17 protein-coding genes are annotated in these 14,268 nt (G+C 61.6%); 4 read left to right on the forward strand and 13 right to left on the reverse strand.

Annotated elements, in window-relative coordinates:
* Positions 1–9 precede the first annotated feature (9 nt).
* Positions 10–462, reverse strand: a complete 453-nt coding sequence (locus tag FEU76_RS03590) for an META domain-containing protein (RefSeq protein WP_039175255.1) — start codon at positions 460–462, stop codon at positions 10–12.
* A gap of 154 nt (positions 463–616) precedes the next feature.
* On the opposite strand from FEU76_RS03590, the gene FEU76_RS03595 reads away from it, so the two are divergent.
* Both FEU76_RS03595 and FEU76_RS03600 read left to right on the forward strand, forming a co-directional pair.
* On the forward strand, positions 617–1,330 hold the full coding sequence (locus FEU76_RS03595) for a hypothetical protein (protein ID WP_144980441.1): 714 nt from the start codon (positions 617–619) through the stop codon (positions 1,328–1,330).
* A gap of 47 nt (positions 1,331–1,377) precedes the next feature.
* Complete coding sequence (locus FEU76_RS03600) at positions 1,378–2,154, forward strand: hypothetical protein (protein ID WP_096922096.1); 777 nt, start codon at positions 1,378–1,380, stop codon at positions 2,152–2,154.
* A 23-nt stretch (positions 2,155–2,177) separates the two neighbouring features.
* Here the strand turns inward: FEU76_RS03600 and FEU76_RS03605 are convergent, their stop codons facing one another.
* From FEU76_RS03605 to FEU76_RS03615, 3 genes are read right to left on the reverse strand one after another with little or no spacing between them, the layout of a single operon-like run.
* Entirely contained in the window at positions 2,178–3,515 is a 1,338-nt protein-coding gene (locus FEU76_RS03605) for an ATP-binding protein (protein WP_144980444.1), read from the reverse strand.
* On the reverse strand, positions 3,500–4,162 hold the full coding sequence (locus FEU76_RS03610) for a response regulator transcription factor (RefSeq protein WP_144980447.1): 663 nt from the start codon (positions 4,160–4,162) through the stop codon (positions 3,500–3,502). The genes FEU76_RS03605 and FEU76_RS03610 overlap by 16 nt, the downstream gene beginning before the upstream one ends.
* 3 nt (positions 4,163–4,165) lie before the next feature.
* Positions 4,166–4,498, reverse strand: a complete 333-nt coding sequence (locus FEU76_RS03615; RefSeq protein ID WP_052196303.1) for a PepSY domain-containing protein — start codon at positions 4,496–4,498, stop codon at positions 4,166–4,168.
* Between the two features lie 156 nt (positions 4,499–4,654).
* Here FEU76_RS03615 and FEU76_RS03620 point away from each other — a divergent pair, with 156 nt between their 5' ends.
* Positions 4,655–5,278, forward strand: coding sequence for a hypothetical protein (locus FEU76_RS03620; RefSeq protein ID WP_052196302.1), 624 nt, complete (start codon positions 4,655–4,657; stop codon positions 5,276–5,278).
* Position 5,279: 1 nt separating this feature from the next.
* Here the strand turns inward: FEU76_RS03620 and gloA are convergent, their stop codons facing one another.
* Positions 5,280–5,720 (reverse strand): lactoylglutathione lyase, encoded by a 441-nt coding sequence (gene gloA / locus FEU76_RS03625; protein WP_016915020.1) that lies wholly within the window; start codon positions 5,718–5,720, stop codon positions 5,280–5,282.
* 55 nt (positions 5,721–5,775) lie between these two features.
* Positions 5,776–6,231, reverse strand: coding sequence for a DUF411 domain-containing protein (locus FEU76_RS03630; RefSeq protein WP_026001843.1), 456 nt, complete (start codon positions 6,229–6,231; stop codon positions 5,776–5,778).
* A 75-nt stretch (positions 6,232–6,306) separates the two neighbouring features.
* On the opposite strand from FEU76_RS03630, the gene FEU76_RS03635 reads away from it, so the two are divergent.
* Complete coding sequence (locus tag FEU76_RS03635; protein ID WP_039175251.1) at positions 6,307–7,386, forward strand: metal-dependent hydrolase; 1,080 nt, start codon at positions 6,307–6,309, stop codon at positions 7,384–7,386.
* Between the two features lie 30 nt (positions 7,387–7,416).
* On the opposite strand, the gene FEU76_RS03640 is transcribed toward FEU76_RS03635, so the two are convergent.
* The 7 genes from FEU76_RS03640 to rho form a co-directional block, all read right to left on the reverse strand.
* Complete coding sequence (locus FEU76_RS03640; RefSeq protein WP_144980450.1) at positions 7,417–8,145, reverse strand: MliC family protein; 729 nt, start codon at positions 8,143–8,145, stop codon at positions 7,417–7,419.
* Positions 8,146–8,159: 14 nt separating this feature from the next.
* Positions 8,160–8,672: a DUF3087 family protein gene (locus tag FEU76_RS03645; protein ID WP_016915024.1), complete on the reverse strand. Its 513-nt coding sequence runs from the start codon at positions 8,670–8,672 to the stop codon at positions 8,160–8,162.
* Between the two features lie 63 nt (positions 8,673–8,735).
* Positions 8,736–9,800 (reverse strand): 3-deoxy-7-phosphoheptulonate synthase, encoded by a 1,065-nt coding sequence (locus FEU76_RS03650; RefSeq protein ID WP_144980453.1) that lies wholly within the window; start codon positions 9,798–9,800, stop codon positions 8,736–8,738.
* Positions 9,801–10,436: 636 nt separating this feature from the next.
* The gene (locus FEU76_RS18680; RefSeq protein ID WP_016915027.1) at positions 10,437–10,565 is read right to left on the reverse strand and encodes a hypothetical protein; all 129 of its coding nucleotides are present in this window, start codon (positions 10,563–10,565) and stop codon (positions 10,437–10,439) included.
* A 66-nt stretch (positions 10,566–10,631) separates the two neighbouring features.
* Positions 10,632–11,411 (reverse strand): FAD-binding oxidoreductase, encoded by a 780-nt coding sequence (locus tag FEU76_RS03660; RefSeq protein WP_144980459.1) that lies wholly within the window; start codon positions 11,409–11,411, stop codon positions 10,632–10,634.
* Between the two features lie 41 nt (positions 11,412–11,452).
* Positions 11,453–12,946, reverse strand: coding sequence for a 4-hydroxy-3-polyprenylbenzoate decarboxylase (gene ubiD / locus FEU76_RS03665; protein WP_039175248.1), 1,494 nt, complete (start codon positions 12,944–12,946; stop codon positions 11,453–11,455).
* 61 nt (positions 12,947–13,007) lie between these two features.
* Positions 13,008–14,267 carry a transcription termination factor Rho gene (gene rho, locus FEU76_RS03670; protein ID WP_016915030.1) on the reverse strand — a complete coding sequence of 420 codons (1,260 nt, stop codon included), beginning with the start codon at positions 14,265–14,267 and terminating at the stop codon, positions 13,008–13,010.
* Position 14,268: the final 1 nt, after the last annotated feature.

Genomic DNA, 14,268 nt, shown 5'->3' on the forward strand with positions numbered 1-14,268 from the left:
CTGCCGCTGCTAGCCGTTGGCTTTGCGCCAGCCGCCCAGCACCCGGCTATCCGGGCCGAAGAATACCAGCCGATCATGGTCGATCAGGTAGCGGTAGGCGTTATCCAGCATGTCCGTGACCCGCTTGGCATCTTCCATGTTCGGGCAGGCCATGCGGGTGGACGCTAGCCCACCGAACTCGATGCGCTGACTCTCTCCCAGGCTGACCGTACCGGTAAACTGGTTGCAGCCATCCGAACCACTCACCTTGCCGTCACGCCCAATGCGGAAAAATGGCGTACTGGGCATCGACAAACGCTCATCGGTCCCCACCAGCAGCAGGTTCCAGCGCTGCTCGACGACCGGCCCCGACAGCGTGGATTGCGGCGCTTCGATTCGTTCCTGCTCAGGCGCGCTGCTGCACCCTACCAACACGGCTGCCCCCAAGGCAGCCAGTACCCACTTCACGCCATCGTATTTCATATCTGCTGTCTCTCCATGGGATATGCCTAACCTGAATCAAACTTGAACCAGCGATTTAGTCAGGGTTCAGCCCCTATTGCTTAAAGTTCACATTGTTACCTGAGGGGCTAGCGCACCACAAGCATGCCTCACTTCACCATCAGAGGATATCGACATGCCACAACTGCCTTTAAAAACCCTATTGACTGCCGTCTGCACCCTGGCGCTCGCCACCCCCTTGGCCGCGCAGGAGAACGTGGAACTCAACGCCGAAATCGTCGAGCGCTTCGATGATCTGTTCATCATTGACGAGGGCGACCGCCGTTTGCTGGTTCGCCCAGCCGAAGCGCTTGAACAGACCTTTCAGGTAGGTGACGAAATCCGCATCGAAGGCCGCCTGGAAGGCGACACCATCACCGAGGCCGTGGTGGGCTCGCCACAGCAGCGTGACCAGGACGCCGAGCCTCAGCGCCCATCGGTGCGTGCGCCAGACGTGGCTGCCATCCAGCAACTGCTGGCAGAGCGAGCGTTCGGCGACATGGTGGAGCTGAAGCGCCGCGACGCCACGTTCCGTATCACCAGCATCAACAGCGATGGCTTCGAGGTGCGCAGCGACATCGATGAACAGGGCGAACTGTTGAGCTGGCATATCAAGCGCCCAGGCCATGACCGCCCCCACCGTGACGAAACGCTGGACAGCCTGGCGCAAGAGAGCGTGATCGATTCACTGGCAGAGCAGGGCTACCTCAATGCCACGCTGCTGGAGTTCAAAGGCCGACACATGGAGTGGGTCGCCAGCAATGCCGATGAGCAGACGGTATTGCTGCACGTGGACTACCGCGGCGATGTTTACCGGGAAAAACGCCTTCCCGAGTGGCCCGCCCAATAACCCGGCACATGCCGACCAGACTTGCTGACCAATAGAGAGGACATCTCATGAACACAGCACTCAAAACACGTCTCACGCGTCGCGTCATCACCCCCACGCTTGCACTGTTACTCAGCGCCACGGCCTTGAGCAGCGTGGCCCAAACCCCAGGGTTCAGCACCCTGGAGGGCGAAGTACAGGAGCACTTCGGCCATGACTTCGTCATCGAAGCCAACGGCGAGCGGGTTCTGGTTCGCCAATCTCCGCATGCCAGCGCCAACGTGACCCAGGGAGACACCGTCACGGTTACCGGACAGCGCTTCGAGGGCACCCTGCAGGCACAGGAAGTGCTCAACAGTGATGGCACTTCCCTCAGCAGCGCATCTGCGTTCTCTCCCGCGCCCCACATGGCACAGGGAGCGCGAGGCCAGTGGCATGCGCCACAAGCCAATATCGCCGCCTTGCAGGCTCAGTTGCAGGAGCGTGGCTTTGGTGACATCTATCGGGTAGAGCCCAAGAGTAGCCATGTTCGTGTACAGACCACCGCCAATGGCATGCCGGTAGAAGTACGCTTCGAACATGACGGCAGCTTCCGTGAGTGGCGCATCCATCGCCCAGGCAAGTCGCGGCCGCGTGCCGGTGAGTGGGGCACGGTGCCCATGGCGCAAGTCAGCCAGCTGGTCGCACAGCAGGGTTACACCAGCCCCAGAATCGTCGACAGCAAGGGCCGCCACCTGGAAGTACTGGCCCAAAACAGTCGCGGTGAAGCCGTGGAACTGCACGTCGATTATGCAGGCCAGGTCTACCGTGAAAAACGCCACTACACCATGGGCTTCTTCAACTAACGCTTCGCCCCATCAGGGCCGCCTTAGGGCGGCCTTTCCGCAGCCGGGAGCACCAGTTGAACACTCAGCCCCCCCGCCGAGCCCTCAGCCAGGGTCAGTTGACCGCCATAGAGCTGAGCCAAGTCCTGCACGATGGCCAACCCCAGACCATCGCCAGGCGTCGACTCATCGAAACGCTCACCTCGCTCTACGGCCTTCACACGCTGTTGCTCCGACATACCGGGGCCGTCGTCCGAGATGACCAGATGCAGGGTGTTGGGGGTTTCCAGATGGGCCTCCACCGTTACCTGGCGCTGCGCCCATTTACAGGCGTTATCCAACAGATTGCCCAGCAGTTCGTCCAGGTCCTGGGACTCCCCGCGAAAGGCCAGCTCAGGATCGCAGCGGACGTCGATTGCCACCTGCGGATAGACATGGCGCATTACCACCACCAGGCCCTCCAGGGTATCGGCCACAGAGGTACGCTCGCCCAGATGATAACCGGCGCCTACCGCACGAGCGCGACGCAGATGGTGGTCTACCAGCCGCTGAAGACGGGTCAGCGCTTCACTGATCACAGGGTCGTTGACCTGCGCTTTGGTCAGGGTATTGACCAGCATGGCCAGGGGCGTCTTGAGCCCATGGGCCAAGTTGCCTACGTGCTGTCGGCTGCGGGCAATCACCTCGCGGTTGTGCTGTACCAGGGCATTGATCTCCTCCACCAGCGGCTTGAGTTCCTCTACCGTGGCAAGGGCGAGTCGATCGCGACGCCCCTGTCGCACCGCCAACAGATCGCGCCGCAGCCGCGTCAGCGGCGTCAATCCCCAGCGCACTTGCCACCATACCGCCAGGCCAAGCCCGATGCCCAGCGCCGCCAGCGACGCCCCCAAAGGCAGAATGATCTGGGAGAGTGCATGGTCGATATCCTGTTGAGGGCCTGCCACGGTAATGGTGAGCCCAGGCCCACTGCCCGGCGCCGAAAACTGGCGTGCCCTGGCGCGCAAAGGCTCCTTATCGGGCCCAGCCAGGCTAAAGGCACCTGCCGAGACGGGCGGCACGGCCAGGCTGGCATCCAGCAAGGAGCGCGAGGCAATCAGCACCTCCCCCTCGTGGGCAATCTGCCAGTACCAGCCCGAATAGATACGGTCGAACTGCGGCCCACCAACATCGCGCGTCTTGACCAGTTGCCCCTGCTCGTTGAACTCCACCGACGCCATCAGCCCCAGCAAGTTGGCTTCCAGACGTGCATCGAAGGTGCGTTCGGCATGCGCCTTGAACAGCCAATAGATGAAGATGCCTACCGCTATCAGCGCCAGAGCGCTCCATAGCCCCGCAGACCCCAGCAGACGAGCCCGCAAGGAGAGATTCATGGCTGACGACACAGCCGATACCCCTGGCCACGCAGGGTTTCGATACGCCCAGCCCCGACCTTGCGGCGCAGCCGACTGATGATCACTTCCAGCGAGTTGTAATCTCGGTCACTGTCATAGGAGTACAAATGCTCAGAGAGCTCGGTGCGACTCACCACCTTCTCGGCGTGATGAATCAGGTATACCAGCAGTTGCGTCTCGAAGGCCGTCAGTTTCAGAGGCAGACCCGACAAGCTGAAGACCCCCAGCTGGGAGTCATACTCCAGCTCACCACAGCGCAGCACCACATCGGCATGACCTGACGCCCGGCGGATCAGCGCACGCAGCCGCATGATGATCTCTTCCATGCGAAAGGGCTTGGTGACATAGTCATCCGCGCCTGCACGAAACCCCTGGACCTTTTCACTCCAGCCATCCCGTGCGGTCAGAATCACGACGGGCAGAGTGCGGCCGTGTTGCCGCCAATCGTGCAGTACGCTGAGCCCATCACGCCCCGGCAGGCCAAGGTCGAGCACTGCCGCATCGTAGCTTTCCTGATTGCCCATGTAGACCGCTTCGTTGCCGTCGCCGACCACATCCACCACGAAACCACTAACTTCAAGGGCCGTACGCATTTGCTCGGCCAGATGCGTCTCGTCTTCCACCACCAGGATACGCATGATTCAGGTTCCCTCCGAGGCGGAGGCAGGCAGCAGACGAGCCTCTATTTGACCCCGGCCATCGATTTCCAGAAAACGGCCATTCTCACGGGCGATGCGAATCTTCAGCACGTTGCCCTGCTCGGTCAACAAGCGCAGCTCGTATACCTGGTCGCTGTTCTCCCACCCTCGGCCACTTTTGACCTCGATATCCAGCAGCTCGCCCTGATAACGCTGCTGAACGATGTCGATGGCCTCGTTGGCGGTCAATTGGGCCATGGCCATGGCAGGCAACCCGAGCAACAGCCAGCTGGCGCCCAGCATGAGGGCTCGTATGTGATTGAAGCGTTTAATCATCGTCGCGACTCCTTGCAAGACCACTCTGAAATGGGGCTTGCTACTATAGCCAGCATCGCCTTAACCCTGACTGAACAGCGCTGCCGTTCAGGTTACCGTCAGCTTGCAGGGCCTATAATGGCCGAACGTATTGCGTTAATAAAATGGGTAACCACTATGCTGCTATACCATTGGCAAGCGAAGGCGACGGCCATCATCGCCCCGCTCATGCGCCTGGGGGCGCTGTGTCTGGCTCTCCTGGCCCTGCCGGCACAGGCTCAACCGGACCTGGATACCCCCGCAACGCCCATTGCCACGGCACAAAGTGCGGGGCTGTACGTCGAAGGCGTGGTCAGCGAGCGTTTCGGCACCAGTTTCGTGCTGGAAGATGCCAGCGGGCGGCTGTTGATCGACACCTGGCCCGAAGGCAGTGCCAACACCGAGGTGCAACCGGGTGACGAGGTCGGGGTTTTCGGCCTGCCGGACGGCCAGCGCATGCAGGCACGCTGGCTGGTGATCGGTAACGCGCTGATAGAAGTAGACGAGCCAATGACATCGCCCCCGTTGGCAGGAAACCGGCTGGACCGCTCGGCACCCGTGGCACATGCCTCGTTGACCGAACTCCGCAACGATGATGATTTTTTCCGAGAGCAGGCAAGCCAGGCGGGGTATCAGCCGCTGGGCGGTGTGGAGTACAAGTCACGCCACGTGGAGCTACGCGCCATCAACCCCTTCGGTGAAACCGTAGAGCTCCACATGGAATTCAGCGGTGACATCTACAAGGAGCGCCACCGCGACTGAATCACCAGCTACCGCTGTTCTCCATGGATGCCCAGGGCTCTTGCGGTGCCAGGGCATCGCCTTTTTGCAGCAGTTCGATGGAGATGCCATCCGGCGACTTCACGAACGCCATATGGCCATCCCGAGGCGGACGATTGATGGTGACGCCATTGTCCTGGAGCTTCTGGCACAGGTCGTAGATGTTCTCGACACGGTAAGCCAGGTGACCGAAATTGCGCCCGCCGGTGTACTCCTCGGGGTCCCAGTTGTAGGTCAGTTCCAGCTCGGGCGCCGTCAGGCGCGCTGAGCGCTCTTCATCGTCCGGCGCAGCCAGGAATATCAGCGTAAAACGCCCTTTCTCGTTCTCTTTACGGCGTACTTCCTTGAGACCTAGCAGGTCGCAATAGAAGTGAAGCGAAGCGTCCAGGTCATGGACGCGAACCATGGTATGTAGAAATTGCATTGAGTCGTCTCTCTCTGGTCAAGTGCAGCGCCAGTAGGTCAGCGCTAACCCTTTGCTATGGTTGAAGATACTCGCTAAAGATAGCAGGCGGACGCGCATCGCGGGTGAATCCTAGCACCGCGTAGTCGTCTACCCTGCCGGTTTCCATGCCCGGTGAACCATGCGGCATACCGGGTACGGCCAGGCCAGCAATAGCCGGGCGCTCCTCCAGCAAGCGCTGAATGTCACCCGCTGGCACGTGGCCCTCGATGACATAGCCCTCTACCAGCGCCGTATGACAGGACGCCAGCTCAGGGGTAACGCCATGCTCTATCTTGATGGCGCGCACCCCATCATGGCGGTGGTGGTCGACCTCGAAGCCAGCCTCTTCCAGATGGCTGACCCAGTCGCTGCAACAGCCGCAGTGTGGGTCACTGTGTACCTCGATCACGGGAGCGGCCTGTGCAGACGACAACGATACGGCCAGCCCTGCTATCATCAACAGCGGCATTATTAGACGTTTTTTTGACATTTCATCACCATCACTAAAGATCTGTATAATACTAACACCATCACGCGATAGACGGGACGACCCCGGGAGGCATCAGTGGATTCGATTACACAGGCGGCATTGGGCGCCGCTGTGGGCGGCGCGATATTGGGGCGCCGCTGGGGCCGCAAGGCCATCGTGGTGGGCGCGCTTTTGGGCACACTGCCCGACCTGGACGTGGTGCTGGACTACGGCGATGCGGTGGCCAATGTGACCGAGCACCGTGGCTTCAGCCATTCGCTGTTCGTGCTGACGGGGCTGGGTACGCTGCTGGCCCTCCTGACCGCCTACCGCTGGCCCGCCACGCGGCAGCGCCCCGTTCACCTGCGCCACTGGTGGTGGTTTTACGTCCTCTGCCTCACCACCCACCCGCTGCTGGACGCCCTGACCACCTACGGCACTCAGCTGTTCTGGCCGCTGGACGTGCCCCCGGCTGCCTGGCCGATCGTGTTCATCATCGACCCGCTTTATACGCTGCCGCTATTGCTGGCCCTGCTGATTGGCGCCTCGACCCACAAGGTGCAAAAAGCGTGTCGCGTGGGTCTGGCGGTGTCCAGCGCCTACCTGCTGCTGGCAGCGGGCGCCAAGTGGCACGTCGAGCAGCGCCTGGCCCCCGCCCTGGCCGAGGCCAACCTGCAGCAGGCGCCGGTAATGGTGCAGCCCACCCCCTTCAATATTGCCCTATGGCGCGCCACGATCATTGACGACGATCACTACTACGAGAGTCTGATCAGCGTGTTCGACCGCCAGCGCACACCTACGCTTGAGCCCTTGCGGCGTAACGTGGCACTGGAAAGCGCGGCCCTTGGCAACCCCAAAGGGGAGCGCCTGGCCTGGTTCACGGGGCCATTCCTGCGCTACGAGATCCGCCAGATCGATGGCGTCGATACGCTGGTCGCCACCGACATTCGCCTCGGGTTCCCCGGCTTTCACCCCTTCAACTTCACCCTGGCCACCCGGGAAGATGAGCGCTGGGTACCGCTGGAGAGCAGCGAACAGGTCAGCACCCCTCGCGGGCTGGAGCTGGAAACGCTGGCGCGCCTGGCGTCACGGGCAGGCGGCGATATTTCGGCACTCTGCGCCACTGACTTCGTCGATCCTCAATGGCGAGCAGAGCCCTTCCTCTATCGCTGCTGACCCCGCATGAAGGGAAGTTCAGAGTTGTGGTCAGGGCGCAATGCCCTGGCCACACCCCTTGTACTGCTCGCCGCCGATACTGACCGTGACACGGGCTGGGTACGGCTGGCCTTTCATGTCGTCAAAACAGGCCCCTGATTCGATCCTTACCCGGAAAAACGACTCGGCATCGGCGTTTTCGATCACCACACGACCCGCGGCGTTATCCATGACGCTGACCATATAAGGCAGCGTGGTCGTTTCACTGCCGTACTGCGTGGTCCAGGTCATGACCGGTGCGTCATGGGCCAGCTCGATACTCCAGCCGGGCTCGTTGCCTCGCGCCAGGAACATGACGCCCGGATGTGCCGAACGGGTGGCCGCAGCGCGTGCCAACCCCTGCTGGCACTGCAACTGGCCACGCGGCGTCTCTACCTGGGCCTGCTCGCCACGGTTCCAGAAGCTGATCTCGCCATCCTGATAACGCGCACCACTGGCCACCACGGCCTGCGGCAAACGCCAGGCACCGTGCAGCGACCACAAGCGTAATTCGTCGCCATTCAAGGCGGTGACCAGATCCTGATGAGCAGGCTGGCAATGCCAGGCCTGGAACTGCTCCGCACTGCCGGGAAACAGCGCAGAAGGCAGCAAGGGCGCGGTGCTATGCACCGTGGTGCGGGTGGGGGCTTCCGCCGCAGGTGGGGCACTGGCACAGCCTGCCAGCAGGGCCACCGAGGCCATGGCCAACAGCGGACGAAAGGTAATGGGCTTGGCGATCATGAGGCAGGTTCCCGTTATGACGGTTTGAAGGCGCTGAGATCGTGCGGATCGAAAGACGTTACCTCTGCGGGCAAGCCGAGCGCTTCGCGCCGGACCTTGACCTGCATCTTTTCGGCCAGCCGTTCGGCATCGTCATCGGTGGTGCGGCCGTTCAGTTCGGCCAGTTGCGACATGCCCTGGTGATAAAAGGTCAGGATATCCAGCGCCAGACGATTGTCCTCTTCTACCCCACGACGCAGCGGCTGCAGATAGCTGCTGATACGCGACAGGTGATGCTTGAGCTGCCAGACGTAGCGCATCTCCACCATCCAGGGCCGCTCACGCAGGGCGGCAAACATGGCGCTGGTCGCCAGCAGGCCCAGCAACACCCCGAGGGCATTCAGCCAGAAGCTGCTGCCGAAAGTCGCGGTCAGCAGCATGGAGAACAGCAGGCCGAACACCACCAGCTGCCCTGCCATGATGATGCTGATGATGCGCGCCTTGCGCCGATAGGTATCTGGGTCGTGGTGCTCAAGGGTAAAGGCCATGGCCAACCTCGTTATCGAAAGGAACCTCTTATGATACGGGGCTGACCAGGTCAGTCAACGCGCTCAGGCCAGCTGTTCGGCGGCGCTCTTCAGCAGCCGCTCGGTGGTCTCCCAACCCACGCAGGCATCGGTGACCGAGACGCCATAGCGCAGTTGGCCCGGGCTCAGCGGCTGCTTGCCTTCGAACAGATGGCTCTCCAGCATCAGCGCGACCAGGCGGGCCTCGCCTGCCTGGCGCTGCGCCAGCACCTCCCGCATGACCTCGCTTTGCCGACGATGATCCTTGCGAGCGTTGGCATGGCTGCAGTCCACCATCAGGCGCGGGTTCTGCCCCGCACGTTGCAGCGTGTCGATGGCCGCCTGCACGTGGTGGGCCTGGTAATTGGGCTCGCCGTGCCCGCCACGCAACACCACATGGGTGTGCGGGTTACCGGCGGTTTCCTGCATGATGGGGCGCCCCTGGCGGTCCATGGCAAACCGCTGATGGGCGTGCGCCGCGGCCTGCATGGCGTCGATGGCCACCTGCACATCGCCACTGGTGGCGTTCTTGAAACCCACTGCGGCGGTCAGGTCACTGGCCAGCTCCCGGTGCAGCTGGGACTCCGTGGTCCGCGCGCCAATCGCCACCCAGCTCAGCAGGTCATCCAGGTAAGGCGCCAGCATGGGCTGCAGCAGCTCGGTCGCTACCGGCAAGCCGCGCGAGGCCACCGCATGCATCAACTCCCGCGACAGGGCAATCCCATGAGGCATGTCGCCACTGCCATCCAGGTGCGGGTCGTAGGCCAGCCCCTTCCAGCCCACCGTGGTACGCGGCTTCTCCACGTAGACACGCATGACCGGCAGGATATGCTGGCCAATGTCGTCGCTGAGCGCCGCCAGGCGGTCGGCATACTCCAGTGCGGCATCCGGGTCGTGAATGGAGCAAGGCCCGACCACCACCAGCAGGCGGTCATCCTGGCCATTCAAAATACGCTGCACTGCACGCTGCTGCTCGGCAATCTGTGCGGCCAAGGGGGCACTGATGGCAATGCGCTGGCGCAACTCAGCGGGCAACGGCAAGGGTGTGGAGGACAAGGAGACGTGGTCGTCTGCCAGCGGGGCACGTTGGGGGGCAATAGGGGCATTCATGGGTCAACTCTCCGAGATCGTGGGACACAGCGCTAAACATCGCAATTCTTCCTTGCCACCCAGGCAAGCACGATCGGAGGTGGCAGCTTGCACCGACCGCGCGTCACTAAATCGCCAGCCATAGCCATAACCGATATGACGGAAGGCCTGGGGGCTAACGATTGCGCGGTTGCGGTAAGACATGGTGCAGCTCCTGTGTTGCATTGAATGAAAACCCGTGGCCCGTTCAGGCCAGCCTGGCTGACCGCAGCGTAAAACGAAAAAAGCCTCGGTGGGTTACCCCACCGAGGCTTTTTTGCATGCGGCAGGTCACCTGTGCGGTGTGCCTGCCGGCCCGACATCAGGCGTCGGCCAGCGGCACACCCTGGCTAAACCAATACGCTGCATAACAAACGGACTGGGAAGACGCGACGCTCAGCGACGTATTCGCCCACGCGCTCGCCACCGTTTCCGGTTGGCGCTGGCGGCGGTCTGAACACGCAGCATGATGCATGGCGGCTTCCTCATGAAAAGTCATAACGACGATACTGCTTAATCCTGCCTGCCAAAACGCCAAATGGCAACCCGCCATTCGAGGTTCTTCATGCAAGATTTTCCGTTCAAGGGGCTGGCCTGCCCGCCAGGCCAGCGGCAGCCTCAGTTACTGAAGGCCTGAATCCAGCCGATGGTGGCGGGCAGCGCACTCATGCTGACCAGCACGACGATGCCCAGCACGATAGGCAGCAGTCCGGATTCATCTTTGAAGTCTTCATCATGATGGGCCATATAGCCTCCTCGTCAAGGGTCTACAGGCGGCTCTTGCCGCTCTATTGCTTACGTCGGTGGATCATTCTAGTGAGGGCGTGGAGCGTAGGCAAACACATCCGAGAACATACGCTCACTGCTCGCGCCCAGCCGCTCCAGCACATCGACGCAGGCGTACACCATGCCCGGCGAACCAGAGAGGTAAATATCACAGCTTTCCGGCGTGCCCAGCGTTTTTTCCAGCGCCTTCACCAACTGGCTCTCCAGCACCAGGTCTACCCGCCCCTGGTGGTGGTGAATACGCTCGCCAGCAGCGAGAGGTTCGGTCAGCGGAAACTCGGTCACCGCATGAAACGACAGCTGCTCGGCCTGCTGAGCCCACTGGCATGCCAGGTCTTCGGCATACAGGTCGCGGTGCTCGCGGTTTGCCCACCACAGCGATATCGGCCGCTGTGGCTGGTCACGCAGGGCCGCCTCGACGATGGCTTTCATCTGCGCGAACCCGGTTCCTGCGGCGATCAGCAGCAAGGGGCGCTCACTCTGCCCATCCAGCACACAGACACCGCTGGGCAGGCGTACGGTCAACTGGTTGGCTACCTGTAGCAACTGGCGTAACCGACGGGAGTTCTCGCGCTCGGGCCAGTGCTGGATCTGCAGTTCCAAGGTGCCGTCGCCGCGGTCGGCGCTGGCAATCGAGAAAGGCACCCAGGTATCGTCGTCCAGCTTGAGTTCCAGGTACTGGCCGGGCGCATGCTGCATTGCCTCTGCGCGTCCGGCAAGCGCCACCCTGAAGACATCGGGGGTGAGATCTTCAACGGCGGTCACCTGGCAGGTCAGCGTTTTACACGTTGACGTATTAACGCTCATGAAAGCCTCTTTTTGGCAAATCGTTCAGTCCCACGGCAGCACTAGCCGTGTCGCGGTGCGGGCAGGGGAATATCGATACCCAGCTCTTCCCAACGCTGGTCGACGCGGGTCTTGATGGCATCGTCCATCACGATGGGCGTTCCCCACTCTCGGTCGGTTTCCCCGGGCCACTTGTTGGTGGCGTCCAGGCCCATCTTGGAGCCCAGCCCGGAAACCGGCGAGGCAAAGTCCAGGTAATCGATGGGGGTGTTCTCGACCATCACCGTGTCCCGGGCCGGGTCCATGCGGGTGGTGATTGCCCACATGACGTCTTCCCAGTTACGGGCATCGACATCGTCGTCCAGCACGATCACGAATTTGGTGTACATGAACTGACGCAAAAAGCTCCACACCCCCATCATCACCCGCTTGGCATGGCCCGGATACTGCTTCTTCATGGTGACCACCGCCATGCGGTAGGAGCAGCCTTCCGGCGGCAGGTAGAAATCGACGATTTCGGGGAACTGCTTGCACAGGATCGGCACGAACACCTCGTTGAGCGCCACGCCTAGAATGGCGGGCTCATCGGGAGGACGCCCCGTGTACGTAGAGTGGTAGATCGCGTCGCGGCGCATGGTCATGCGCGTCACGGTAAACACCGGGAACCGGTCTACTTCGTTGTAGTAGCCGGTGTGGTCGCCGAAGGGGCCTTCCGGGGCCATGTCGTCGGGGTAGATGAACCCTTCCAGCATGATTTCGGCGGAGGCAGGCACGTCCAGCTCGGCATGGCCGCACTTGACCAGCTCGGTGCGCGACCCGCGCAACAGCCCGGCAAACGCGTACTCCGAGAGCGAATCGGGCACCGGGGTGACCGCCCCCAGGATCGTGGCGGGGTCTGCCCCCAGGGCCACGGCCACGGGGAAGGGCTCGCCAGGATGCGCCTTCTGGAATTCCAGAAAGTCCAGCGCGCCCCCACGATGAGACAACCAACGCATGATCAGCCGGTTCTTGCCGATCTTTTGCTGGCGGTAGATCCCCAGGTTCTGACGTTTCTTGTGCGGCCCTTTGGTGATCACCAGCGGCCAGGTCACCAGCGGCGCTGCATCACCCGGCCAGCAGTGCTGAATGGGCAGACGGTCCAGGTCTACGTCGTCACCTTCGTAGACCACTTCCTGGACCGGGGCGCGTTTGACGTTCTTCGGCCCCATGCTGAGCACCTGCTTGAAGATCGGCAGCTTCTCCCAGGCATCTTTCAGCCCTTTGGGCGGGTCAGGCTCCTTCAGAAACGCCAGCAGTTTGCCGACTTCCCGCAGGGCTTCTACCGACTCCTGCCCCATGCCCAGCGCAACACGCTTGGGCGTACCAAACAGGTTGCCCAACAGGGACATGTCGTGACCTTTGACATTTTCGAACAGCAGTGCCGGGCCACCGGCACGCAGCGTACGGTCACAGATTTCGGTAATTTCAAGGTAGGGGTCAACTTCGGCGGTAATGCGCTTGAGCTCACCTTGAGCTTCCAGCGCTGCTATGAAATCGCGCAAGTCGTTGTACTTCAAGGTCCTCTCCTCAACCCGGATATCAGTCGCCGCGTAGCGGGTGGCGCCACAATGCAGCGCCTTAACGGCGCTTCATTGCCTCGAAGAATTCCAGATTCGTCTTGGTATCTTTCAGACGGTCGATCAGGAACTCGGTCGCGGCCGTATCTTCCATCGGGTTGAGCAGCTTGCGCAGAATCCACATGCGCTGCATTTCGTCTTCCGACGCCAGCAGGTCTTCGCGACGCGTGCCGCTGCGACGAATGTTGATGGCCGGGAAGACGCGCTTTTCGGCCAGCTTGCGGTCCAGGTGGGCTTCCATGTTGCCGGTACCCTTGAACTCTTCGAAGATGACTTCGTCCATCTTGGAGCCGGTGTCGACCAGCGCCGTGGCGATGATCGTCAGGCTGCCGCCCTCTTCGATGTTACGCGCCGCACCAAAGAACCGCTTGGGCTTCTCCAGCGCGTGGGCATCGACACCACCGGTCAGTACCTTGCCAGAGCTGGGCACCACGGTGTTGTAGGCCCGCGCCAGACGGGTGATGGAGTCGAGCAGAATCACCACGTCTTTCTTGTGCTCGACCAGCCGCTTGGCCTTCTCGATGACCATTTCGGCGACCTGAACGTGACGCGCCGGCGGCTCATCGAACGTCGAGGCCACGACTTCGCCACGCACGGTGCGCGACATCTCGGTGACTTCCTCCGGGCGCTCATCGATCAGCAGTACGATCAGATGACACTCGGGGTTGTTACGCGTGATGGAAGTGGCGATGTTCTGCAGCATCAGTGTCTTACCCGCCTTGGGGGGCGACACCAGCAAACCACGCTGCCCTTTGCCGATGGGGGCGGTCAGGTCGATGATACGTGCGGTGAGATCTTCGGTGGAGCCGTTGCCGATCTCCATGCGCAGACGCTCGGTGGGAAACAGCGGCGTCAGGTTCTCGAAGAGAATCTTGTGCTTGGCGTTTTCCGGGCGGTCAAAGTTGATCTGACTCACCTTCAACAGGGCAAAGTAACGCTCACCCTCTTTCGGCGGACGGATCTTGCCAGAAATGGAGTCGCCCTTGCGCAGATTGAAACGACGAATCTGTGAAGGCGAGACGTAGATGTCGTCCGGTCCGGCGAGGTACGAGCTATCCGCGCTACGCAGGAAGCCAAAGCCGTCCTGAAGAATTTCCAGTACACCGTCGCCATAGATGTCCTCGCCACTTTTGGCGTGTTTCTTGAGGATGGCGAAAATGATGTCCTGCTTGCGCGAACGGGCGAGGTTGTCGATACCCATCTCGCGGGCAATATCGAGCAGCTCGGGAACGGTTTTTTGCTTGAGTTCAGTGAGATTCATC

Source organism: Halomonas sp. C22 (genome assembly GCF_007655045.1).
Taxonomy (GTDB): Bacteria; Pseudomonadota; Gammaproteobacteria; order Pseudomonadales; family Halomonadaceae; genus Vreelandella; species Vreelandella hamiltonii.

Coding starts and splice junctions, on each gene's coding strand:
- FEU76_RS03590 (WP_039175255.1), bottom strand. CDS start 462: ATGAAATACGATGGCGTGAAGTGGGTACTGGCTGCCTTGGGGGCAGCC.
- FEU76_RS03595 (WP_144980441.1), top strand. CDS start 617: ATGCCACAACTGCCTTTAAAAACCCTATTGACTGCCGTCTGCACCCTG.
- FEU76_RS03600 (WP_096922096.1), top strand. CDS start 1,378: ATGAACACAGCACTCAAAACACGTCTCACGCGTCGCGTCATCACCCCC.
- FEU76_RS03610 (WP_144980447.1), bottom strand. CDS start 4,162: ATGCGTATCCTGGTGGTGGAAGACGAGACGCATCTGGCCGAGCAAATG.
- FEU76_RS03615 (WP_052196303.1), bottom strand. CDS start 4,498: ATGATTAAACGCTTCAATCACATACGAGCCCTCATGCTGGGCGCCAGC.
- FEU76_RS03620 (WP_052196302.1), top strand. CDS start 4,655: ATGCTGCTATACCATTGGCAAGCGAAGGCGACGGCCATCATCGCCCCG.
- gloA (WP_016915020.1), bottom strand. CDS start 5,720: ATGCAATTTCTACATACCATGGTTCGCGTCCATGACCTGGACGCTTCG.
- FEU76_RS03630 (WP_026001843.1), bottom strand. CDS start 6,231: ATGTCAAAAAAACGTCTAATAATGCCGCTGTTGATGATAGCAGGGCTG.
- FEU76_RS03640 (WP_144980450.1), bottom strand. CDS start 8,145: ATGATCGCCAAGCCCATTACCTTTCGTCCGCTGTTGGCCATGGCCTCG.
- FEU76_RS03645 (WP_016915024.1), bottom strand. CDS start 8,672: ATGGCCTTTACCCTTGAGCACCACGACCCAGATACCTATCGGCGCAAG.
- FEU76_RS03650 (WP_144980453.1), bottom strand. CDS start 9,800: ATGAATGCCCCTATTGCCCCCCAACGTGCCCCGCTGGCAGACGACCAC.
- FEU76_RS18680 (WP_016915027.1), bottom strand. CDS start 10,565: ATGGCCCATCATGATGAAGACTTCAAAGATGAATCCGGACTGCTGCCT.
- FEU76_RS03660 (WP_144980459.1), bottom strand. CDS start 11,411: ATGAGCGTTAATACGTCAACGTGTAAAACGCTGACCTGCCAGGTGACC.
- rho (WP_016915030.1), bottom strand. CDS start 14,267: ATGAATCTCACTGAACTCAAGCAAAAAACCGTTCCCGAGCTGCTCGAT.